This window comes from Kribbella sp. NPDC056861 (assembly GCF_040687575.1).
In the GTDB taxonomy this organism is placed as follows: Bacteria; Actinomycetota; Actinomycetes; order Propionibacteriales; family Kribbellaceae; genus Kribbella.
Window position 1 is genome coordinate 39791 of record NZ_JBFBNQ010000007.1, and the last position, 21082, is coordinate 60872.

General features: G+C 67.4%; 24 protein-coding genes. 3 read left to right on the forward strand and 21 right to left on the reverse strand.

Translation table 11 applies throughout. The annotated features are described in order from the left end of the window. Positions 1 to 49: 49 nt before the first annotated feature. Genes AB0P21_RS31810 through AB0P21_RS31820 form a run of 3 tightly spaced genes read right to left on the reverse strand, consistent with a single transcriptional unit; the run spans position 50 to position 3209 of the window. The gene (locus AB0P21_RS31810) at positions 50 to 1096 is read right to left on the reverse strand and encodes a hypothetical protein (RefSeq protein ID WP_363701355.1); all 1047 of its coding nucleotides are present in this window, start codon (positions 1094 to 1096) and stop codon (positions 50 to 52) included. Next, positions 1096 to 2121 (reverse strand): hypothetical protein, encoded by a 1026-nt coding sequence (locus AB0P21_RS31815; RefSeq protein WP_363701357.1) that lies wholly within the window; start codon positions 2119 to 2121, stop codon positions 1096 to 1098. Before AB0P21_RS31815 ends, AB0P21_RS31810 begins: the two co-directional genes overlap by 1 nt. Continuing rightward, positions 2121 to 3209: a hypothetical protein gene (locus AB0P21_RS31820; RefSeq protein WP_363701359.1), complete on the reverse strand. Its 1089-nt coding sequence runs from the start codon at positions 3207 to 3209 to the stop codon at positions 2121 to 2123. The genes AB0P21_RS31815 and AB0P21_RS31820 overlap by 1 nt, the downstream gene beginning before the upstream one ends. A 129-nt stretch (positions 3210 to 3338) precedes the next feature. On the opposite strand from AB0P21_RS31820, the gene AB0P21_RS31825 reads away from it, so the two are divergent. Further along, positions 3339 to 4148 carry a glycoside hydrolase family 16 protein gene (locus AB0P21_RS31825; protein WP_363701361.1) on the forward strand — a complete coding sequence of 270 codons (810 nt, stop codon included), beginning with the start codon at positions 3339 to 3341 and terminating at the stop codon, positions 4146 to 4148. Positions 4149 to 4219: 71 nt separating this feature from the next. On the opposite strand, the gene AB0P21_RS31830 is transcribed toward AB0P21_RS31825, so the two are convergent. From AB0P21_RS31830 to AB0P21_RS31870, 9 genes are all read right to left on the reverse strand, one after another. Further along, the gene (locus AB0P21_RS31830; RefSeq protein WP_363701363.1) at positions 4220 to 4411 is read right to left on the reverse strand and encodes a type II toxin-antitoxin system prevent-host-death family antitoxin; all 192 of its coding nucleotides are present in this window, start codon (positions 4409 to 4411) and stop codon (positions 4220 to 4222) included. A gap of 86 nt (positions 4412 to 4497) precedes the next feature. Beyond that, a complete protein-coding gene (locus AB0P21_RS31835; protein WP_363701365.1) occupies positions 4498 to 4920 on the reverse strand; it encodes a VOC family protein in 423 nt (140 codons plus the stop codon). A gap of 16 nt (positions 4921 to 4936) precedes the next feature. Next, a complete protein-coding gene (locus AB0P21_RS31840; protein WP_363701367.1) occupies positions 4937 to 6082 on the reverse strand; it encodes an endonuclease in 1146 nt (381 codons plus the stop codon). A gap of 149 nt (positions 6083 to 6231) precedes the next feature. Continuing rightward, positions 6232 to 6909 carry a hypothetical protein gene (locus AB0P21_RS31845; protein ID WP_363701369.1) on the reverse strand — a complete coding sequence of 226 codons (678 nt, stop codon included), beginning with the start codon at positions 6907 to 6909 and terminating at the stop codon, positions 6232 to 6234. After that, a complete protein-coding gene (locus tag AB0P21_RS31850; protein ID WP_363701371.1) occupies positions 6906 to 7406 on the reverse strand; it encodes a SigE family RNA polymerase sigma factor in 501 nt (166 codons plus the stop codon). The genes AB0P21_RS31845 and AB0P21_RS31850 overlap by 4 nt, the downstream gene beginning before the upstream one ends. Before the next feature lie 89 nt (positions 7407 to 7495). Then, the gene (locus AB0P21_RS31855) at positions 7496 to 7771 is read right to left on the reverse strand and encodes a hypothetical protein (protein WP_363701372.1); all 276 of its coding nucleotides are present in this window, start codon (positions 7769 to 7771) and stop codon (positions 7496 to 7498) included. Positions 7772 to 7787: 16 nt separating this feature from the next. Further along, complete coding sequence (locus tag AB0P21_RS31860; RefSeq protein WP_363701374.1) at positions 7788 to 8198, reverse strand: hypothetical protein; 411 nt, start codon at positions 8196 to 8198, stop codon at positions 7788 to 7790. Between the two features lie 124 nt (positions 8199 to 8322). After that, positions 8323 to 9258 (reverse strand): helix-turn-helix transcriptional regulator, encoded by a 936-nt coding sequence (locus tag AB0P21_RS31865; protein ID WP_363701376.1) that lies wholly within the window; start codon positions 9256 to 9258, stop codon positions 8323 to 8325. 302 nt (positions 9259 to 9560) lie between these two features. Beyond that, on the reverse strand, positions 9561 to 10496 hold the full coding sequence (locus AB0P21_RS31870) for a glycoside hydrolase family 16 protein (protein WP_363701378.1): 936 nt from the start codon (positions 10494 to 10496) through the stop codon (positions 9561 to 9563). A 137-nt stretch (positions 10497 to 10633) separates the two neighbouring features. Here AB0P21_RS31870 and AB0P21_RS31875 point away from each other — a divergent pair, with 137 nt between their 5' ends. Beyond that, the gene (locus AB0P21_RS31875; protein ID WP_363701380.1) at positions 10634 to 11341 is read left to right on the forward strand and encodes a GntR family transcriptional regulator; all 708 of its coding nucleotides are present in this window, start codon (positions 10634 to 10636) and stop codon (positions 11339 to 11341) included. On the opposite strand, the gene AB0P21_RS31880 is transcribed toward AB0P21_RS31875, so the two are convergent. From AB0P21_RS31880 to AB0P21_RS31920, 9 genes are all read right to left on the reverse strand, one after another. After that, complete coding sequence (locus AB0P21_RS31880; protein WP_363701382.1) at positions 11338 to 12171, reverse strand: carbohydrate ABC transporter permease; 834 nt, start codon at positions 12169 to 12171, stop codon at positions 11338 to 11340. The genes AB0P21_RS31875 and AB0P21_RS31880 overlap by 4 nt on opposite strands. Next, a complete protein-coding gene (locus AB0P21_RS31885; RefSeq protein WP_363701384.1) occupies positions 12168 to 13139 on the reverse strand; it encodes a sugar ABC transporter permease in 972 nt (323 codons plus the stop codon). Before AB0P21_RS31885 ends, AB0P21_RS31880 begins: the two co-directional genes overlap by 4 nt. Before the next feature lie 4 nt (positions 13140 to 13143). Beyond that, positions 13144 to 14409, reverse strand: coding sequence for an extracellular solute-binding protein (locus tag AB0P21_RS31890; RefSeq protein WP_363701386.1), 1266 nt, complete (start codon positions 14407 to 14409; stop codon positions 13144 to 13146). 291 nt (positions 14410 to 14700) lie between these two features. After that, complete coding sequence (locus tag AB0P21_RS31895) at positions 14701 to 15804, reverse strand: DUF4185 domain-containing protein (RefSeq protein ID WP_363701388.1); 1104 nt, start codon at positions 15802 to 15804, stop codon at positions 14701 to 14703. Positions 15805 to 15837: 33 nt separating this feature from the next. Further along, entirely contained in the window at positions 15838 to 16944 is a 1107-nt protein-coding gene (locus AB0P21_RS31900) for a DUF4185 domain-containing protein (RefSeq protein WP_363701390.1), read from the reverse strand. Positions 16945 to 17034: 90 nt separating this feature from the next. Further along, positions 17035 to 17949 carry a hypothetical protein gene (locus AB0P21_RS31905; protein ID WP_363701392.1) on the reverse strand — a complete coding sequence of 305 codons (915 nt, stop codon included), beginning with the start codon at positions 17947 to 17949 and terminating at the stop codon, positions 17035 to 17037. Beyond that, the gene (locus AB0P21_RS31910) at positions 17946 to 19076 is read right to left on the reverse strand and encodes an aminotransferase class I/II-fold pyridoxal phosphate-dependent enzyme (RefSeq protein ID WP_363701394.1); all 1131 of its coding nucleotides are present in this window, start codon (positions 19074 to 19076) and stop codon (positions 17946 to 17948) included. Before AB0P21_RS31910 ends, AB0P21_RS31905 begins: the two co-directional genes overlap by 4 nt. Next, complete coding sequence (locus AB0P21_RS31915; protein ID WP_363701396.1) at positions 19060 to 19683, reverse strand: PAS domain-containing protein; 624 nt, start codon at positions 19681 to 19683, stop codon at positions 19060 to 19062. Before AB0P21_RS31915 ends, AB0P21_RS31910 begins: the two co-directional genes overlap by 17 nt. Positions 19684 to 19703: 20 nt before the next feature. Next, a complete protein-coding gene (locus AB0P21_RS31920; protein WP_363701398.1) occupies positions 19704 to 20495 on the reverse strand; it encodes a PrsW family intramembrane metalloprotease in 792 nt (263 codons plus the stop codon). A gap of 48 nt (positions 20496 to 20543) precedes the next feature. On the opposite strand from AB0P21_RS31920, the gene AB0P21_RS31925 reads away from it, so the two are divergent. Then, positions 20544 to 20945, forward strand: a complete 402-nt coding sequence (locus AB0P21_RS31925; protein ID WP_363701399.1) for a PASTA domain-containing protein — start codon at positions 20544 to 20546, stop codon at positions 20943 to 20945. Positions 20946 to 21082 lie beyond the last annotated feature (137 nt).

Consider the following 21082-nt stretch of genomic DNA (forward strand, 5'->3'; position numbering starts at 1 on the left):
ATGGGTTAGGCATACCTAAGTTAGGCTAACCCACCCCACCCAAATCCGGTCAGTTGCCGCGGATCACGAAGCTCTTGCTGACTCCCGCCTGGTACCGGCCGCAGGTCGGCAGGGCGACGCGGTACCGGAGATTCCCGGCGTACGGCGGCTGGGCCCTGAGCGTGAACCGCCCGCTGGCCCGGACCGAGCCGCTGCTCACCATCCGCCACTGGGTCGCGCCGTAGAGCCGCTGCAGATCGACCTGGCAGCGGTAGCTCCGGCCGGCCACCGAGCCGTTGACCTCGACGACCATGCCGACCTCGACGCTGGTCATTCTCGGCGCGGCCGCGACGATGCCGGGCCGGAGTGGCGTGAAGTGCAGACTCCGGACATCGACGTACCGGCCGCGGATCCGGACGCAGTGGTTCACGTCGCCGCCCACTCCGGCGAAGTTCGTCACCAGGATTCCGGCCGTTGTCGTGTACTTCGAGCCGGCGTCGTACTCGGCGCAGAGGTTGTCCCGCACCACCTGCAACAGAATCCGGGTGCCGTACGGTCTGCCGGTCGCGGAGTCGTAGATCGCCGCCTTGAGCTGGTACGCCGCGCCGAACGGCACCACCCGCGGGATCACCGCGACGCCGAGCTTCGGCAGGTGGACGCCGGTGATCGCGATGCTCGGTCCGTCGAACGGCGTCGGGCTGGGCATACTGCCGTCGGAGTCGTCGTAATTGGTGGTTCTGCCGACACCGGTGACCTTGAAGGTTCCGTTGGCGGTCGAGGGGACGTTCAGGCTGCCCGTCCAGGTGCCGTTGCGGACCGTGCCGGCGGTCCGCGACAGGTCGCCCGCGACGATCAGGTCGATCGGTCCGATGCCGCCGGTGCGCTTCAGCGTCACGAAGAGCGGCATCCTCACGGTCCAGGGGTCGTCGGAGGCGTAGCCGGCCTTGACCGTGATCGGTACGGCGACCGTGTTCATTCCCGAGACTGCGACGGCGGAACGACCCAACGTGACTGCTGTGATCGTCAACCAGGGCTCGGGTTCGGCTGTGGCCGGCAAGGTGATCGTCGTCGAGCCGATTACTGCCAACGCGGCGATCAGCACGCGGAGCTTGCCCATCAGATCCCCCTGATCGCGAAGGTGGCGCTGAGACCTGCCTGGAAGCGGCCGCAGGTTGGGAAGGAGACGCGGTAGGCGAGGTTGCCGACGTACGGGGGCTGGGCTTTGAGGGTGAACCGGCCGCTGGTGCGGACCGAGCTCGCGCTCACGCCGCGCCACTGCGATGCGCCGTACAAGCGCTGGAGGGTGACGCCGCAACCGGCCGGGGCACCCCGTACCGAGCCGTTGACGTCGACGATCGCGCCGACTCGTGCGCTCGTCGCTGCGGGTGTTGCCGCCACGATGCCCGGCCGCGCCGGGGTGAGCGTGAGGGTGAGCTTGTCGAAGGCGCCGTTGCGGAGCCGGACGCAGTTCGGGACGTCGGCCAGGCCGCCTTGGTAGGCCTTCTGGGCGATCCCCGCGGTGTCGGTGAGGTCGAATGCGGTCAGGTCCATCTGGCGGCACCAGGCGGTGGTGGCAACGAACCGGAGCGGGATCTTTGTGCCATAAGGCTTTCCGGTCGCTGAGTCGGTCACGGCTGCCCGGACGGTGAAGCCGGAGCCGAACGGAACGGTGCGGGGAATCACCTGGGCGGTGATTTTCGGCAGGTGTACGCCGGTGACCGCCAGGCTCGGGCCGTCGAACGGGGTCGGGTCGCTCGGGCCCGGTCGCCAGTAGGGGCCGGTGCGTACGCCGGACACCTTGAAGGTGCCGTTGGCGGTGGACGGTACGTCGAGGGTGCCGAGCCATTCGCCGTTCTGCACGGTGCCGGAGGACAGCTCGAGGTCGGTGGTTGCCATCGTGAGGAGCTGGCCGCTGCCGGCTGTGCGCTGCAGGACGACGACCAGCGTCGTACTGGGGGCGGTGGTCGAGTTGTAGGCGGCCTTCACTCGCACCGGTACAGCGACGGTGTTGAGGCCGGAGACGGCTACTGCTGTGCGGCCCAGCGTGACGCTGGTGACGGTCAGGTTGGGGTCCGGAGCCGCCTGGGCCGGGGGCGCCACCATGATCACGGCCAAGGCCGCGACCAGCGCTTTGGCCAGCATCAGACGCCTCTGATGACGAAGCTCTTGCTGACTCCAGCCTGGTATTGGTAGCAGGCCGCGAAGTACACCCGGTAGACCACGTTCCCGGCGTACGGCGGCTGGGCCAGGACGGTGAACCGGCCGCTCTGCCGGACCAGGTCCTGACTCACGCCACGCCACTGGCTCGCGCCGTACAGGCGCTGGAGGACGACGGGGCAGTTCGACGGGGCGCCGGCGACGCTGCCGTTCACGGGGACGATCGTGCCGACCTTCGCGCTGGTCTTCGACGGCGTCGCGCCGACGATGCCCGGCCGGAGCGGGGAGAAGCCGAGGCCCAGGGTGTCGAAGAACTTGCCGCGGACCCGGACGCAGTTCACCCATTCGGCCGCGGACGCGGGGAACGGCGTGATCAGGATGCCGGCCGTGTTGGTGTATCCCGTACTGCCGTCGTACTCGGCGCAGAGGTTGTCGTAGACGACCTGGAGCAGGATCCGGGAGCCGTAGGGCTTGCCGGTCGCCGAGTCGTAGATCGCGGCCTTCACCTGGTAAGCCGAACCGAACGGCACCACCCGCGGGATCACCGAGACCCCGAGCTTCGGCTGATGGAGGCCGGTGACCGTGATGCTCGGGCCGTCGAACGGCGTCTCGGAGGTCATGCTGCCGTCCGAGCCGTCGAGCGTGAAGCCGGGGATCACGCCGAAAACCTTGAACGTCCCGTTAGCTGTTGACGGCACCTCTACCGTGCCCGTCCAGGTGCCGTTCTTGAGCGTTCCGTCCGTGCGGGTCAGGTGGCCCGCGACCATCAGCCGGACATAGCCGACGCCGCCGGTGCGCTTCAGGAACACATTCAGCAAAGTGTTGTTGTCCGCCGGGTCGTCGGAGTTGTAACCGGCTTTGATGGTGACCGGCACCGCCACCTTGTTAAGCCCGGAAACGGCGACCGCCGATCGGCCCAGTGTCACTGCCGTCACGGTCAGTTTCGGATCCGGCGACTGCGCCGTCTGCGCCGCCTGGGGCGACGCGGTGGCAGTCGGAGCCGCCACCAGCATCGCCGTGATTCCCACCAGCGCGACCATTCCGGCGCGCAACCGCCCCACCCCTGTGTTCATTTCCGCAGGATGGCACGCAATCGCGACAATTGCCATTCATGAATAGCAAAGAAATTCCCTGGAATTTATCGCAACTTTCGCACGTGTTGGTGCATCAAGAGTTCCAAGGGGTGCTGGACACTGGGCCGGGTGAACAAACGATGGATGCTGGCGTTGCCGCTGCTGTTGCTGCTCGGCTGCCAGCCGGACGCCGGTGCGCCCAGCGCGGACAGCGGACTGGTCTGGTCGGACGAGTTCGAGGCCGACGAGCTCGACCTGACCGACTGGAATGTTGCTAAGGGCAACCGTGAGTTCGATGGCTGGGGCAACGAAGAGCTGCAGTACTACCAGGACGAGAACCTGGCGCTCGGCGACGGCCATCTGACGATCACCGCCCGGAAGGCCGACCCGGGCGAGGCGCTGCCCTGTTTCGACGGCAAGAGCTGCGGCTACACCTCGGGCCGGATCACCACCGAGGGCAAGGTCACGCTGGAGAACGGTCGGATCGAGGCCCGGATGAAGGTGCCGGCCGGCGCAGGCCTGTGGCCCGCCTTCTGGCTGCTCGGCTCCGGCGCCGACGAGTGGCCGGCCGGCGGTGAGATCGACGCGATGGAGTGGGTCGGCACCGAACCCACCGAGGTCTACGGCACCATCCACGGCCCCGGCTACTCCGACGACGCCGGCCTCCAGGGCTCCACCACCACCTCGGCTCCACTGAGCGACGACTTCCACCTCTTCGCCGTCGAGAAACGCCCCAACCACATCCAGTGGTTCCTGGACGGCAAGAAGTTCTTCGAAGCCACCCCGGCGTCCCTCCCACCGAGCAGACAATGGGTCTTCGAACGCCCCTTCTACGCCCTCCTCAACCTGGCAGTAGGCGGCACCTGGCCCGGCGCCCCCACCCCAGCCACCCAGTTCCCCGCCACCCTCACCGTCGACTACCTACGCATCTACAAGTAGCCGGGGTTGTTGACGTCGGCTGTCGCGATCCCCAGATCACGACAGGCCGCCAGGAGCACGTGCCACCCAAGTCACTCACCGTTTCGCCTGTCCGGGACGGGATCGGCGCCGGGCGCCGCCGGCGTCCTGATGGTCTCCGTTCTGATCGGCACCAGCTGGGCGATCGGCTTGCCGTAGCGGGTGATCGTGATGGTTTTGCCACGTTCCACTTCGGCGAGGTAAAGGCTGAGGTTGTCGCGTAGTTCCTGAATGCCGATCTTCACCCGATCTCCATCGTTAGCTGTTGGTTCAGCGTATGGAGGGGCCGTCGTGCCAGGGGAGGGCAGATCGACGGGCAGCCTCGGGCAGGTCAGGTGGCGAAGACGTCGTCGTCGTTGGCGAAGGCTTTGAATTCGAGGGCGTTGCCGGCTGGGTCGTAAAGGAACATGGTCCATTGCTCGCCGGGTTGGCCTTCGAAGCGGAGGTAGGGCTCGATGACGAAGGGGGTGTTGGCGGCGCGGAAGCGGTCGGCGAGGGTGTGGAAGTCGGGGATCTCGAGGATCAGGCCGAAGTGTGGGACGGGGACGTCGTGGCCGTCGACCGGGTTGTGGACGGCTTGTGGGCGGGTGGGGGCCAGGTGGGTCACGAACTGGTGGCCGCGGAGGTTCCAGTCGATCCAGGTGTCGGAGCTGCGGCCTTGCTCGCAGCCGATCACGGAGCCGTAGAACTCCGCGGCGGCGGCGAGGTCGTCGACCGGCATGGCCAGGTGGAAGCGTGGGACTGAAGGGCTCATACCTTCAACCTACGGGTCACGGCCAGATCGAGCTGACCCACTCGGGGTGATCGATGAACGGGTTCCGGTTGTGCTGCCAGGTGTCGAAGATGACCTGGTTGCGGCGCTTCTCGAACGCGTCCGGCGGGTCGGCCGCGCTCCACGCCTTCAGGACCGTCAGTTTGCCGATCGCCGGCGCGGAGCCGTTGCCGACCGAGTTGTTCGGCTCCAGGTTCGGCCAGCCGTCGCCGCCCTCGTAGCGGACCGCCATGTAGAGGATCATCCGCGCCACATCACCCCGTACTGCGGGACGCGGCGAGAACGAGTCGCTGTCGGCGGCGCAGCCCGAGCACTCGGCGACCGCTGAGCCGCCGTTGTCGAAGTCGAGGTTGCCGCGGGCCGAGTTGACCGACACGTCCTCGGGGCGCAGGTGGTGTACGTCGGTACCGGGGCCGGTCGCGGTGCCGAAGTCGCCGTGCGACTTGGCCCAGACGTGCTCGCGGTTCCAGTCGTTCACGCCGCCGCCGTTGGTGGTCTTGCTCTGCGAGCGGCCGGAGTACAGCAGGATCACGTTGTTGGCGTTGGCCGGATCCTGGTCGGTGTCCTTCAGCGCGTTCCAGACCTGGTCGTAGGTCAGCTTGGTCTGGTTCGAGATGATCGTGTGCAGCGCGGCCTTCAGCGCCGCGCCCGTCTTGCCGGCTGCCGGTGCGTAGTAGTCAGCCGGGTCCGGGTCCGGCGGGTCTCCCGGGTCGGTGCCGCCGCCACCGCCGAACGCGGTCGGGTCCTTGAGTCCCGCGTGCGGCGTGAAGTACGGCGTGAGCGTGCCGGTGACGCTGATCTTCGTGCCGAGCAAGGCCGGCTTCGACTTCAACCCGTACTGCGAGCGGAAGGCGCTCGGGATCTGCACGTAGAGCATCGACGCCGTGCTGGTCTGCGAAGCCGAGTCGGCCAGGGCGAGCGCGGTGTCACCGGTGAAGTTGCTCCGGATCACCGTGTTCGCGGCTGTGGGCTGGCCGACGACGTAGCCCTCGACCGTGCCGACGGATCCGTTCTGTTGCTGGATCGCGGCGCTGACCGTGAGATTGGCCGTGGTCGCGGCGGTCGAGGGGTTGATGCCGAAGGCGAGCAACGCCATCAGCACGCCGACCACCAGCGCGGGACGTAGGGCACGAAGAGTAGGCACGGCAATCTCCCAGGGGCGGTTGGGAACTACTGCATCGCTGGACAGTCTGCCCCGGCTGGCGGCCTTTGAACGTCAAAGCTCGGCAAAGCTTGTCCGACAATCCGGCAAACCAGAACCAACAGCAGGGGAAGAGGTGACCGGCTGGCTAACTACTTCAGCGTGACCGGCCAGGGGCCGCCGGGGAGGTCGTCCCAGATTCCTGCGTGCTGAGAGATGGTGTGCGCTCCGTACAGCTGGTAGCTGCCATAACCCAGTGGCTGTTCGGAGGAAGGCGGGTCGCACCGCTGGATGTTGACCATCGACGAGAAGGAGTGACTCTCGTCAGGTTGGAGCACCAGCTCGACAGCACTGCCGTCCAAGATGGTGGGCTGGCTGGCGACCTTCCCGTTCTCGTCGGCCAGGTAGAGAACCGTGGACGGCGCGGCGGTGAGCTTGATCGACTTCTTCGTGGTGTTGGTGAGCACTGTCGTCACCTTCGCCGCCCAACCACCGGAATTGCCGACGAGGACCGATTGGGTCACCGTCAGCCTGAGCGGCGAGTCGACCTGCGACCGGCCGATCGCCGGTTGTCCACAGGTTGGCCCACGACCGATGGACTCCTCGGCCGAGGGGCTGGCGGCTACCTGAGGCTTACTCTCACCAGGCTGTACGCCGTACGCGATGGCGCCGATCGCGACCGCGGCGACCAATCCGCTTGCCACGCTGAGGGTTGCCCGGCGCCGGCGGCGGTGCTGGATCCTCGGGACCAGGGCGCGCTCGGCGAGGTCGACTGTCTCGCTGCCGTCGGCGGCCGCTTGGAGCAGGTTCTTGAGTTCGCTCGACGTCATCGCATGCTCTCCTCGGTCACGCCGAGCTGGGCGGCCAGCTTGGCTCTCGCGTCGGCCAGGTGGCGTTTGACGGTGCCTTCGGCGCAGCCGAGTTGTTCACCGATGTCGGGGACGGTGCGGTCTTCGTAGTAGCGCAGTACCACGCAGGCGCGTTGTTTCGGCGACAGTGTCGCGAGCGCCTGCCGGACCTCGTCGGCGAGCAGCATGCGCTCGTCGTTGGGCGGCGGGGGCAGCTCCACCAGCAGGTGCCGGTTGCTGCGCCACAGCTTGTCGCGGCGGCGGCCGTCGAGGTACTGGTTGAGCATGGCGCGCCTGACGTAGCCCTCGAGCTGTTCGACGTCGCCGCCGATCCGCAGTCGGCTGAAGACCCGCAGCAGCGCGTCCTGGACGAGGTCGCCCGCTGCGGCCGTGTCACCTGTCAGTAGATAGGCGTACGACCGCAGCGAGGCGCCACGTGCCGCGAGCAACTCGTTGAACGCGTGTTCCCAGTCAGCCATTGGCACCGTCCGTAGGTTTCCCTGTCAGTCATCATGACGAAGAGGGGTCCCACAACGTTGGGGGCCGGGGCGAAGAAGTCTGGGACAGGTCAGCAGAACCAGCCGGACTGGACCCAGCCCCACTTGTTGACGTTGCCCCAGGCAGCGCCTTCGGCCCACTGGCCACTGGCCGAGTAGCGCGACAGGTTGAAGTGCTCACCGCGGTACAGGGTGCCGATCAGCTGTCCGGAGGCGGTGTCCCGGACGTACAGGTCGTCGGCGCAGACGGTCTTGAGGGTGGCGGCCGAGGCGGTCTGGGTGACCGCGAGCGGGGTGATCACGGCGGCGATGGCGACGACGGTGGTCGCCAGGGTGCGAGTCTTCATCGAAAGGCCTTTCGGATCAGTAGGAGATGCAGTCCTTGCGCATGAAGCCCCACTTGTCGCCGCCGTGCCACAGCACGTTGGCGGAGTAGCCGCCGGAGACGATGTAACGGACACCCATCCAGGTGCCGGCGGGCAGTTCCTTGATCGGGTTGAGGTGACCAGTGCCAGCTGAGTAGTTGCCGAACAGCGTGGCGGTGTTGCAGGTGATCCGGGCGGACAGCATCGGCACCCACGGGTCGGTGAGGGTGCCGGTACCGCGCTGCGTCGTGGCAGACGGGCCGTCGGGGTTGACGTCGACCGCGTGGGCCTGGGTGGCGGGCGCCAGCAGCGCGAGCGTGGCGAAGGGGAGGGCAAGCACAGCGGCGGTACGGCGTACGCGCCGTCGAGCCGCGACCGGCGGTAACGAGATCGGGGCGGAGTCAGTCATCGGGAGAATTCCTTCCGAACGAGGGGCTTGACTCGTCAAGAATCTCCGCCTGGACGGCCCGCCGACGATCCCCGTCGGTGCTCCTCCGTGCAGACCTGGTGCGATCCCGTGCAGCCGGGACGGGTCAGCGGCGGAAGTCGCGCGGAGTCGCGCCGGTCGCCGCCGTGAAGATCCGGGAGAAGTGCGAGCGGCTGCGGAAGCCACAGGCGCGGGCGATCCGCTCCACACCCCAGTCCGCCTTGGAGGGGTCGCGCAGCATCGCGCGGGCGCGTTCGAGTCGCATCAGGCGCAACCGTTCGCCGATAGCCGCCTCGCCTTCGAACAGCAGGTACAGCCGACGGCGTGACATGTTCAGCGCCGCTGCCACGTCCTGCGCGGTGAGCGTCTCGTCGTGCAGGTGCGCCGCCAGGTGGTCGAGCACCTGCTGGCGACGGGCCGGGACGGTGTCGGCCTGATCTGCCTCGTCGCCGGCGGCAGTACGCAGTACTAGTTCGGCGACGCCCAGCAGGTAGGGCTCGATCGCGGAGGCGTCGAGTTGGGACGCGGGCGCCAACACATGCTGAGCAGCTGACCGCAGTACTGCGCCGGCGGCATCGGGCAGCGGCAGTGGGGCGAACATCGACTTGCGCAAGGTCGATACGTCGTACGAGAGCCGGGCGATCGGCACGTTCAGCATGACCACGTCATGGCGGCGCAGGTGGATGTGAGCGCACGGCTCGTCGGCGCCCTGGATCAGCAGGGTCTGCTGGGAGAAGGTCGTGGTCGCGCCGCGCGCCTGGACCAGCCGGTCGTCGCCACCGTGCATGACCATCTGCAGCATCTCGTCCGGACCGTTGGCCGCAGTGGCGGGCGAGACCACGCTGCGCATCGGATCGAGAATGCCGCGGGTGATGCTGGTGGTCCCGGCCTGGGCCGCGGTGAAGTCGGCGTGGAAGCCGGTCGGCCGGGCACTCACCGGGCTGATGCCGATCGGGTAGAGCGCGTCGCTGAGCAGCGCCTGCCAGACCTCGAACTGCGAGTCCGCCTCGACCCCGGCGGTGGTCAACCTGGTGCGGACCATCGGTTCTCCCGGCTCGGACCAGGGTGGTCGGAATTGAGTCGGTGGGGCGGGAGCGCATGCGCTCGTCCGCCCCACCTAGGTGTACAGGCCCCCATCAGCTCGCGGCGGCTGCCGCGGGCTGCTTGCCCATCCACCAGTGAGGCGCTACTGGCGGGCAGCACCTCACCGTCGAGTGAGAGAAGGGCCCGGAAGCCTTTCTCCGACGATGGCGTGGTGCGGACGCCGCTACGGACCGTACTCAGTCCGGAACTGAATGTCCATGGGTCGTGAGGGCCGTCTCACGCTACTGACCGGTCACTGTTTCAGCAGCTGATCGTGTCCGCGTGAGTGGCGCCGGAGGAGCGGTAGGAGTTCACCCGCGCGTTGGCGGTCGCCGGCGACAGTACTTCGTTCTTCGCGTAGTAGACCCAGTCCGCCGACTGCACGTAGGCGCTGGTGCCGCCGGTGTGCTTCTCCAGGTCGATGAACCACTGGTTGTAGTTCAGCGTCATCGGGCGCCGCGGATAGACCGAGTGGCCGGCACCGTCGGTGGTGTGGTCGGCGACCAGGCTGCCGTCGATGTAGTACTTCACGTGGCCGCTGCCGACGGTGGCGACCAGCGTGTGCCAGCCCGCGTGACTGAAGGGGCGCGAGGCGCTGATCCGCCAGCCGTCGAACGGGTCGGCCTGGTAGGTGTTCCAGCTGGTCAGGAAGTTGATCGGGCCGGTCTCACCCCAACCGCCGTTCGGCAGGTACTCCGAGATGTCGAGCTCGCTGTAGGTCGGCTCCCAGTCGTAGTCCAGCGGCGAGATCGTGTAGAAGGTCTGGTTGACCCGGTCGCCGTCGGCGCCGCTCACCGGGGTGTCGCTGAACTTGAAGCGGGTCGCGTAGGTGCCCTCGAAGAACCGCAGGTCCTTCTGCTGGACCTGCGAGTGCGAGGTGCCGCCGGGGGTGCCGTTGGTCGCGGCGCGCAGCTGCAGCGACTTCTGGCCGTCCACGGTCGGGAAGGTGACGTTGCTCGCCGCCCAGGTCGCGCCGCCGACACCGGGACCGCCGGCGTTGGTCCGGACCTGCCACTTGTGGCCGGTGAAGTTGGGGTCGGTGCGGGAGCTGTAGTTGAAGTCGTCGAAGAACGCGCCACAGGCAGCCATCTTCTCGGGGGCGGGGCGAGCGCTGGCCGTCGTACCGGCGCCGGTCGCGGCCAGCGCGGCCAGAACTACCGCAGTCGCGGTGGCGCGGAGCTTGCGTGAACGAGTCATGGGGTTACACACCTTCGTCTCGGGGCGGAGATCTGATTAGTAAAATGGTCTATCCAAGTGGTCAAGTCAAGGCCTTGGTACGGAATGATCACGCTCTCACTGGTCCAACCACTGGTAAAGATTGCTAGAGTTGCCCGATGAGAAGGACCGAGGCCAGGGATCGCCTGTTGCGTTTGATCGAGCTGCGCAACCCAGGTGAGCCGCTGCCGTCCGAACGCACCCTGAGCGAGTCGCTCGGGGTCTCGCGCCCGACGCTGCGGGCGGCACTGGACGATCTGGCCCGCGACGGCCTGGTCGTCCGCGAGCACGGCCGCGGCACCTTCACCAGCTCACGCAAGATCCACCAGGCGCTCGAGCCCACCGCGGAGGGCGACTTCTCGGTGCCGCCGGCCGAGGGCACGCCCTGGCAGAGCCGGCTGATCAGCCTCGACGTCGAGCCGGCCGGCGCGCGGCTCGGGCAGCGGCTGGAGATCTCGCCGGGCGACCAACTCGTCTCGGTGGTCCGGCTACGGCTGGTCGACGGCGCTCCGATGTGTATCGAGCGGATCCGGATCCCGGCCGCGTTCGTGCCGGGGATCGCCGGCCGGGACTTCGAGATCGGCTCGCTCTACGGGCTGCTGAAGTCGCGGTACGGGGTGGCCGCGAAGGACGCAGTACAGACGACTGAGCCGACGGTGACGGATGCGCAGGAGGCGGCGCTGCTCGGCGTACCGCTGCATTCGCCGGCGCTGCTGTTCGAGCGCACCACCCGGAACGCGGACCGCGCCGTGATCGAGTACACCCGCTCCATCTACAGGGGCGATCGGTACCGGATCACGACGCGGTTGACGTTCAGCGAGGACTAACCCTTCACGGCTCCGGCCGCGACGCCGGTCGTCACGCGTCCCTGCAGGACCAGGAAGATCAGCAGTACGGGCAGCATGAACAGGGTCGCGGCGGCCATCGTCGCACCCCAGTCCGTGCCGAAGGTGTTGCTGAACGACGAGAGCCAGACCGGCAGCGTGCGCTGGTCCTGGTTCTTGATGATCAGCAGGTTGGCGAAGGCGAACTCGTTCCAGGCCGTGATGAAGCCGAACAACGAGGTGGAGAGCAGTCCGGGCGCGAGCAGCGGGAAGACGATCCGCCGGAACGCCTGGAACTGGTTGCAGCCGTCGACCTGGGCTGCTTCCTCGAGCTCGACCGGGATGCCCTTCAGGAAGCCGCGCAGCGTCACGATCGTGAACGGCAGCGTCATCATGAAGTAGATCAGCGTCAGCATCGGCAGCTTGTCCAGCATGTCCGTGTCGCGGGCGATCACGTACATCGGGATCAGCAGCGCCTCCCATGGCGTCATCTGGGCGATGAACACCATCAGGATGAACGCCTGCCGGCCCTTCCACTTCATCCGGCCGACCGCGTAGGCGGCCAGGCAGGCGACCACCAGCGACATCAGCACGGCGCTGATCGCGACCAGGCCGCTGTTGCGCCAGAAGGTCCAGAAGCCGTCCGCGTGCACCGCGGTACTGAAGTGCGTGAAGGTGACGTGGGTCGGCAGGAACGAGGGGGTCTCGGCCTGGATCTCCTTGGTCGGCTTGAACGCGGTCAGCACCATCCAGTAGACGGGGAAGACCGAGAACGCCAGCACCACCAGGGCGACCAGGTTGAGCGAGATCTTGCGGCTGAGGCGGGTTCTCACAGTTCGCCCTCCTCCTTGAACATCTGCCGGAAGTAGGCCAGCAGGACCACGGCCAGGATCAGCACGGTGACCATCGAGATGGCCGCGCCCAGGTCGTAGCGGTTCAGCGACTGGGCGATCTGATAGGCGTAGACGGGCAGCGTCAGGGTGGCGTTGCCCGGACCGCCCTGGCTGATCGCCCAGATCTGGACGAAGCACTTGAAGACCCAGATCACCTCCAGGCACAGGATCAGCCCGAACATCGGCCGCAGGATCGGGAAGGTGATCAGGACGAAGGTCTTGACCGAGCCGGCGCCGTCGATCTGGGCCGACTCGCTCAGCTCCTTCGGCACCGTCGTCATCGCGGCGTACAGGGTCAGCGCGGCGAACGGCACCGACTGCCAGACGATCAGGAAGACGATGATCGCGAACGTCGAGTTGCCGTCGGCGAACCAGGCCTTGCCGTCGAACTGCTCGAAGCCGAGCGCGACCAGGATCCAGTTCACCACTCCGAGCTGGGACTGGAACAGCCACTGGAAGACGGTGGTCGCGGCGATCACCGGGATCGCCCAGGCGACCACCAGGCCGGCCATCACGGCGAACCGCATCCACTTGCCCAGGGCACCGATCAGCAGGGCGACCAGGGTGGCCAGCACCATGATCAGGGTGACGTTGATGGCGGTGAAGGCGAAGGTCCGGCCGACCACGCCCCAGAACATGTCGTCGGACAGGATCTGCCGGTAGTTGTCGAGGCCGACGAACTCGGCGCCGCCGCGGATCAGCTGGCCGATGCCGAACTTCTGCACCGAGATCAGCAGGTTGCGGACCAGCGGGTAAGCCAGCAGGTACGCCGTGCCGACGATGGTCGGCGCGACCAGGAGGTAGGGGAGAACTCTGGCCCACAGGGGTCGCCCCCGCCGGGCCGGGACCGGTGTGCCGGTCCCGGGGGCGGGGGCTGCTGTGGTGGTCTCAGCTTCAGCCACAGCCATAGTTCTACTTGGTGTTCAGGGCCTGGGTGATGATCTCGTCGGCAGCCTTCGCCGCAGCGGCCGGGTCACCGCCGGTCAGCACCTTGGTCTGGTACTCCTTGATCGGGTTCTTCGCCTCGACCGCGGCCCAGTTCGGGGAGTTCGGGGTGGCCTTGCCGTTGGCGGCGCCGGCCGCCATCGCCGCGACGCCCTCGTCCGAGCCGACCGACGAGGCCAGGCTGGTCCGGTTCGGGACGTACTTCATCGTCTTGGCCAGGTCGGTCTGCCACTTCTCGCCGGCCAGCTCCTTGATGAAGGTGTACGCCGCGTCCTGGTCGGCCGAGGCCTCCGGGATGATCAGGTCGGAGCCGCCGGTGAAGACGGCGCCCGGCTTGTCGGCGGACTTGCCCGGGATCGGGAAGAAGCCCAGCTTGTCCTTGAGCGCCGGGTTCGCCTGGGCGATCAGCTCGGCAGCACCCGGAACGGCGATCATCTGCGCGACCTTGCCCTGCGCGAAGACGTCGGTCTGGGTCGGCTTGGCCTCGTCGGAGTCCTTCGGGCCCTTGCCGAGCGCCTGGATCTGCTTGTAGAAGTCCATCCCCTTGAGTGCCTCGGGGGAGGACAGGCCGCCCTTCCACTGCTCGCCGTCCTTGACCGCGAGGTCGCCGCCCTCGTCCCAGATGAAGCCGGACAGCACGTAGAAGTTCTGGCCGGGCAGGTAGATGCCCTGGTTGCCGCCGGTGTTCAGCTTGGCGGTCGTGGCCAGCCACTCCTCGCGGGTCTTCGGCGGGGTCACCTTGGCGGCGGCGAAGAGGTCCTTGCGGTAGACGACGACCCGGTTCGCGGCGTAGTACGGGATGCCGAACTGCTTGCCCTCGTACAGGCCCGGGCCGGCCAGGCCCTCGATCCAGTCGTCACCCTTGAGGTCGGACTTCTTGTCGGTCAGGTCCTTGACGCCACCGCTGGCCGAGTACTGCGCGACCTGGGTGTTGCCGACCTCGATCACGTCCGGCGCGTCCTTGCTGGCCAGCGCGCCGATGATCTTCGGGCCGATCCCGTTCCATTCCTGGATCTGGACGTTGGCCTTGATCTCCGGGTGGTCGGCGGCGAAGCCCGCCTCGAACCGCTTCAGGAAGTCGTCGGAGACGCTGCCCTTCATCAGCCAGACATCGATCGTCTTCGGACCGGCGTCGGCCGCGGCGTCTTTCTTGTCGTCCGAGCTGCCACACGCGGCGAGCGCGGTCAGGGATAGCGCCGCGACTGCGGCGACGGCAAGGGAGCGGAACTTCATCGGATCCCACCTCTGGCGAAGTAGCCGGATCGGCCTCCGGCTGACTGGTATGAACCTGTCGTTCAGTGGCGTAGAGAATTGCCCAGGATCCGCTGAGGCGTCAATAGTTCAGGAGGGTCCGTTACTAAGTTGTGTTTGCGCTCTCTCGCGGCAACCTCGCCGAAACCTGCTGTTTTCGAGCGCTTGTTGCATTTTGCGTTGCAAAATACGCAATAGACCACTTCGGAGGCTGGTAAGTCGTTGACCGGACCAGTTGACCTGGCAGGCAACGTCCTACCAGCCTCACGGCGGTCAGAGCGCGCCGACGTACTGACTGACGTGGTACGCCGAGGTGGTCGGCCCGTCGTGGGTCCACTTCGACACCATCAGGTGCAGCTCGTTGGCGCCCGAGCCCGACCAGGGGTGGATGAATCCGCCGTACAGGCCGGGCTCCTGGGGGTAGGTGATCTGAACCTTCTCGTTGCTCCAGCCGGTGTCCGGGCCGTAGGCCCAGCGGGTGACGATGTTGCCGGTGGCGCAGTTCAGGTAGGACATCGCCCAGATGCCGTTGCTCAGCCGGCGCACGGACGGCTCGCCGAAACGGCCGGTCAGCACCGGGGTGCACGGGCGGCCCCACCCCCAGTTGGTGCCGTTCCAGCCGAAGCCCTCGTACAGCTCGGGGTTGAACAACTTGTCCCAGCGGACCCGGCGCAGCATCATCGGGCCGTCCTGGCGACCGGCCCGGACCGAGTGGATGTAGACGTAGTCGCCCATCCGGGTCATCGTCCACATCTGGAACGGGTCCTTGTTGTCAGCGCTGTTGAACCACTTCAGATTGGTACGCACGAAGTCGTTCCCGTTGTCGGTGAACGCCAGCCCGGCGTACCGGGACTTCCACAGCGGACCGTTCGGGCTGACCACGTCCCAGTTCTCGATGCTCATGTAGGACACCAGTTGCCGGCCCGTCTCGGGGAAGCTGATCCCGTCGTTCGGGATCACCGACACCTCCCAGAGGCCGTCGATACCGATCCCGTTGTGACCGTTGTGCATGATCTCCGGCGCGCGACTGTTGCCGACGGCCCGCGCCGCGCTGTCGAAGACGATGCCGCCCGCCGCGCCGGGATGGACGGCCGAGCGCAGCATCACCGGCGAGCGCCAGTCGTTGTTCTGCGTCTCCGGCCATGGGTTGTTGAAGGTGTCGCCGAACAGGTAGCCGATCGAGCCGTTCTCCAGCACGTAAGGGATACCGAGATCGGTACCGGCCACCTGCCAGCGGCTGTTGGTGTCGAGATCGGCCCCGGTGACGCGCTTGCGCCAAGTGGCGGCCTCGGCGCCGGTTGGTGCGATCAGGCCGGGGACCACGGCTGCGCCGACTCCGGCTGCCGCAACGCTTCCGATGAATGTCCGTCGTTTCATGAGCTGACCTTCCAGACGTTGGGGCGGTGGCGGCTAGAGCGTTCCGGCGTACTGGCTGACGTGGTACGCCGTACTGGCGCCGTTCGGGCCGCGGGTCCACTTGGAGACCATCAGGTGCAACCCGTTGGCGGCCTTGGTCGACCAGGGGTGGATGAACCCGCCGTACAGGGACGGCTCCTGGGCGAAGGTGACCTGGATCTTCTCGTTGGTCCAGGCCTGGTCCGGGCCGGCCGCGGTGCGGGTGACGATGTTGCCGGTGGCGCAGTTCAGGTAGGCCATCGCCCAGGTGCCGTCGCTGAGCCGGCGGACCGACGGCTCACCGAAGCGGCCGTTGAGGATCGGCGTGCACGGGCGGCCCCAGCCCCAGTTGCTGCCGTTCCAGCCCCAGCCTTCGTACAGCTCGGGGTTGAACAGCTTGTCCCAGCGGACCCGGCGCAGCATCATCGGGCCGTCCTGGCGGCCGGAGCGGACCGAGAAGACGTAGACGTAATCGCCCTGGCGTTGCATGGTCCACATCTGGAACGGGTCCTTGTTGTCGCCGCTGTTGAACCACTTCAAGTTGGTGCGGACGAAGTCGTTGCCGTTGTCGGTGAACGCGAGTCCGGCGTACCGGGACTTCCACTGCGGGCCGTTCGGGCCGGCCGAGTTCCAGTTCTCGATGCTCATGTAGGAGACCAGCTGGCGGCCGGTCTCGGGGAAGCTGATGCCGTCGTTCGGGATCACCGTGACCTCCCAGAGGCCGTCGATGCCGATGCCGTTGTGACCGTTGTGCATGATCTCGGGGGCCCGGCTGTTGCCGACAGCCCGGGCCGCGCTGTCGAAGACGATGCCGCCGGCCGCGCCCGGGTGGACCGCTGAGCGGAGCATCACCGGGGAGCGCCAGTCGTTGTTCTGCTGCTCGGGCCAGGGGGTGTTGAAGGTGTCGCCGAAGAGGTAGCCGATCGAGCCGTTCTCAAGGACATAGGGGATGCCCAGGTCAGTGCCGGCCACCCGCCAACGGCTGTTGGTGTCGAGGTCGGCGCCGGTCAGGCGCTTCTTGTACGTGGCGGCCTGCGCTGTCGCGGGGGCGATCAGGCTCGGCGCCGCGGCGGCGCCGACTCCGGCCGCCGCGATGCTGCCGAGGAATGTGCGTCGTTTCATCAGGATTCGGCCTTCCAGACGTCGTGGGGCGGTGACGACGTGTCACTGGTCGGTTACGAATCTCGCAGACGATCCGGATTCGGGCCAGAGCTATTCGACGGTGGTCGAAAATCGATTTCCCACCACGGCTGAGGCGACCGCCGCGTCGGTCGCGCCGATCCCGGTCAGGTCGGCGATCGAGTGCGAGAGCGCGCGGTTGGTGTCGGCCAGGATGGTGCCGACAGAGACGTCGGCGTCGGCGTCGATGACACCAGCCCGTACTGCGTTGCCGAAGTCGCCATGGTGGAGGCACTGGGCGTGGTCGTCGGTGGCGACCAAGGCGTTCTCGAACAGCTCGACCGGGAGTTCGTGCTTGCCGGGCATATCGGTGCCGACGCCGGTGACGTGGACGGCATTGCGGAAGGCCTCGGCAGGGAGCGGGTTTCGCGCGGCTGTGGTGGTGATGACGCAGAGCGCACCCGCCTCCAGCGCATCTGGGCGTGCGTCGAGTCCCTCGGCCTCGAAGGCTTGGCAGAGGCGCGCGGCCGCATCCGGTCGGCGACCCCAGACGTGCACCCGGGTGATCGGGCGGAGTTTGCTCAGCCAGAGCACTTGGAGCAGGGCTTGCTCGCCGGTTCCCAGGACGGCGACCTCATCGACCTCGGGTGGCGTCAGAGCGTGCGTGATCAGGGCGCCCGCGGCCGCAGTACGCCAGGAGGTGAGCATGCCTTCGTCGGAGAGCACCGCAGCCGGTACGCCGGTGGTCGCATCGACGACCAGGATCAGCCCGTTGTTGACCGAGGCGAACGTGCTGGCGATCTTCACCGCGAAATAAGGGGATCCGGCGACATGACCGGCCTTTACATGGCAGTCGCCGGCATGGTCGGGGAACTCGAGCAGCATCGGCGGCGGCACCGCAGTACGGGCTTCGGCGTGTGCGATCAGCGCCTCTCGGACGGCCGTGAAGATCACCTCGGGCGTGGCGATCGCGGTGATCTCGGCCAACCCGATCACTGGCAGCGTCATCGGCGTTTCTCCAACCAGGTGGTCCACTGCTCCAGGGCTTCTTCGGGCGCGAGCCGGCCGACGCCGACGCGGAACCGGTCCTGCGGGGTCTCGGTCAACTCGGAGCGGTAGATGCTCGACGGCAGCAGCAGGACGCCGGCCTGCTCGACCAGTTCCGTGCACATCGCCTCGACGCCGTCCGCGCCGAGATAGCGCGGATAGGCAACACAACCGCCTTGTGGCCGGGCGAAGTCGAAGAGATCCGGATACCGGCCGAAGAAGTCCTCGAACAGCGGCAGGTTGGTCGCGACGATGCCGCGGTTGCGGTCGAGCAGTTGGTCGCGAGCGCGCAGGCCGATCAGCGCGAGGATCTCGCTCGGCGCGGAGTTGCAGATCGAGGTGTAGTGCTTGGCCCGCTCCAGCTTGTCGAGCAGCGCACGGTTGCGGCAGGCGATCCAGCCGATCCGCAGGCCAGGCAGGCCGTACGCCTTCGACATCACATTCAGCGAGAGTGCTCGCGCCGACAGATCAGCCGCCTGCGGCAACGACGGGCGGTCGAGCTCGAGACCGCGATACACCTCGTCGCTGAACAACGTGATGCCCCGCTCGTCGCACAACCGCACCAACCGCTGCCACTCGGCAAGCTCCGGTACTGCGCCGGTCGGGTTGTTCGGGAAGTTGACCGAGACCAGCTTGGTGTTCGGCCGGAGTGCCCGCTCGACCGCGTCGACGTCGAGCATCCAGTTGCTCTCGGCAACCAATGCGACGCCGGTGACCTCGCAGAGCGACAGCGGGATCGTCTCGGCCGCCTGGTAGTTCGGGGTCAGCACGACCGCGTGATCGCCGGGTGAGAGCAACGCGTGCATCGCCAGGTAGATCGCCTCCTCGGCGCCGGCGAAACACATCACGTCTTCGGGCTCGACACCGTCGTACGTACCGGCGATCTCCTCCCGCAGTGCGGGCAGACCGCGCGTCTCGGTGTAGCCGAGGGCGAGCGTGTCCCAGCGCCGACGGCCGTCCTCGTCGGCGAGCTCCAGCAGCTCGGACACCGCGATCGTCTGCGCGTCCGAGGCGGTCAGGTGGTAGCGGGCGCTGAACTCCCAGCGCGAGAAGTAGGTCTCCAGCTTGAAGTCAGGAAGGGTCGGCATCGATCGGCTCCTTACGGGCCTGGGCGATCAGCTGATAGAGCGCCGAGCGGGAAACCTGGAGCGCCCGCGCGACAGTCGGTACTGCGCGGCGCTGGCTGAGCACCCCTGCCTTGTCCAGCTGCACGAGCAGCTCCAGCCGGTCTTCCTTGGTCAACTGGTCGACGGCTACTTGCCGCTCGCGCACGTAGTCGGCGACCAGTTCGTTGAGCGTCTCGGACCAGTCGTGCTCGAACAGCACGCGCGGCTGACCGACGACCGGCGCGGCGAAGGCCGCCAGGACTCTGCTCGCCGTCTCGAAGGCGGTCCGGTCGACGTTGATGCACAGCACGACATCCGGCTCACCGTTGTCGTCACGGAGTACGGCGCTGACGCTGGAGAGCCGCCGGCCGTCGGCGAGGGACTTGGGGTAGGGCCCGTAGACGTCGGGACCGGTGGCCGACAGTTCCTCGAGCTCACCGAGCAGCGACGGGTCGCCGACCGCGCGGTCGGCGAACGCGCTCCAGATGCCGATCACCTCGTCCTTCACCGGGTCGTGCAGGACCACCTCGGCGTGCGGGGAGAGCAGGCGCGCGATGGCATCACAGACCGGAGCCAGACGATGGGGCATGCCTGGACATTACGTCCAGATTAGACAACCTGTCCAGGAGTGGCGTCTTGGCGCTGCGCGTGCCGGAGGCCGGTGAGGAGGAGGCCGATGCTGATCACGCCGACGATCGCGTAGGTGAGCTTGCCGCCGATGCCGTCCCAGGTGGTGTGCAGCGCGACTGCGACGGCGTACAGACCTAGGAAGCCGAGGAATCGACGGCTGGTCGGCTGGACGACGAAGCGCCAGAGGCCCCAGCAGGTGATGCCGGTCCAGGACGCGTGTCCGGCGGGCGACAGCAGCCCGCGGATGAACAGCGACTGCTCGGCCGCCCCCACGTTGCCGCCCGACTGCAGGAGCGCGACGAAGGCGTACCCCATCGTCTCCAGTACGGCGAAACCTGTGCCGACCGCGACGCCGATGATGATGCCGCTGCCGATCGAGCGCCGGTACCGGTGGCCGAAGAAGACCACCAGGACGGCCGGCACAACCAGCTTGGCCGCCTCCTCGATCAGGCCGACCCCGAGCATCGGGAGCGCCCCGAGCTTGCGCATCGCGTCGTACTCGAGCAGGCCGGCCACCACCACCCCGACGACGCCACCGAACAGCAGCGAGCCGCCCAGCGTCGGCCCGTCGATCAGCCACCGACCCGACCGGCCGGCCGCGAACATGACGAACGTGAGCGGTACGACGAGCGCACCGAGCAGGATCATCGTCGGGAAGAGATTGGGGTTGCCGGTGTCGGTCAGGACGGCCAGCACGGCCAGATAGAGCCCGCCGCCGATCAAGAACGTCCCGACCCAGGCCCACCTGCGCACCAGCTGCTGTGCCGTCATACGCAGATTGTTGCAAGCAGTTACCTTTAGTGAGGAGAGGGAACGCCGATGAAGATCGCTTGGTGCTTGCCGCTGCTGCTACTGGCTGCCGGCTGTGGTGCTGACCAGCAGCCTCAGCAGCAACCCACTGTCACGGTCACTGCTCCTGCGAGCACTCCTACCGCTGCCCCGACCTCGACGGTGGCGCCGCCGCCGTCCAAGCCGCCCACTCCGCCGCAGGAGTCGCGGAGCGCCGTAGTACCGGCTGTGGTGGGGGTCAACCACCAGTTGGCGCAGGACATGATGCAAGCGGCCGGCTTCTTCTACCTGACCGAGGAGGACGCCACCGGTCAGGGGCGGTTGCTGGTCAACGACCGCAACTGGGTGGTCGTCACCCAGTCGCCGGCGGCCGGCACCACCGCCGCGGTCGACTCCAAGATCGTGCTCCGGTCGAAGAAGATCGGCGAGTAGCGCGCTGTTCGCCCGGAATTCAGCGCCGTGGCGCGGTTGCGCCATGTCGCAGCTACGGCAGCGATGGACAGGGCGCGACCGCGGGTTCCGGTTGCAGACTCACTCGTTAGAGGTGCCCTGCCCCCCAGCCTCTCGAA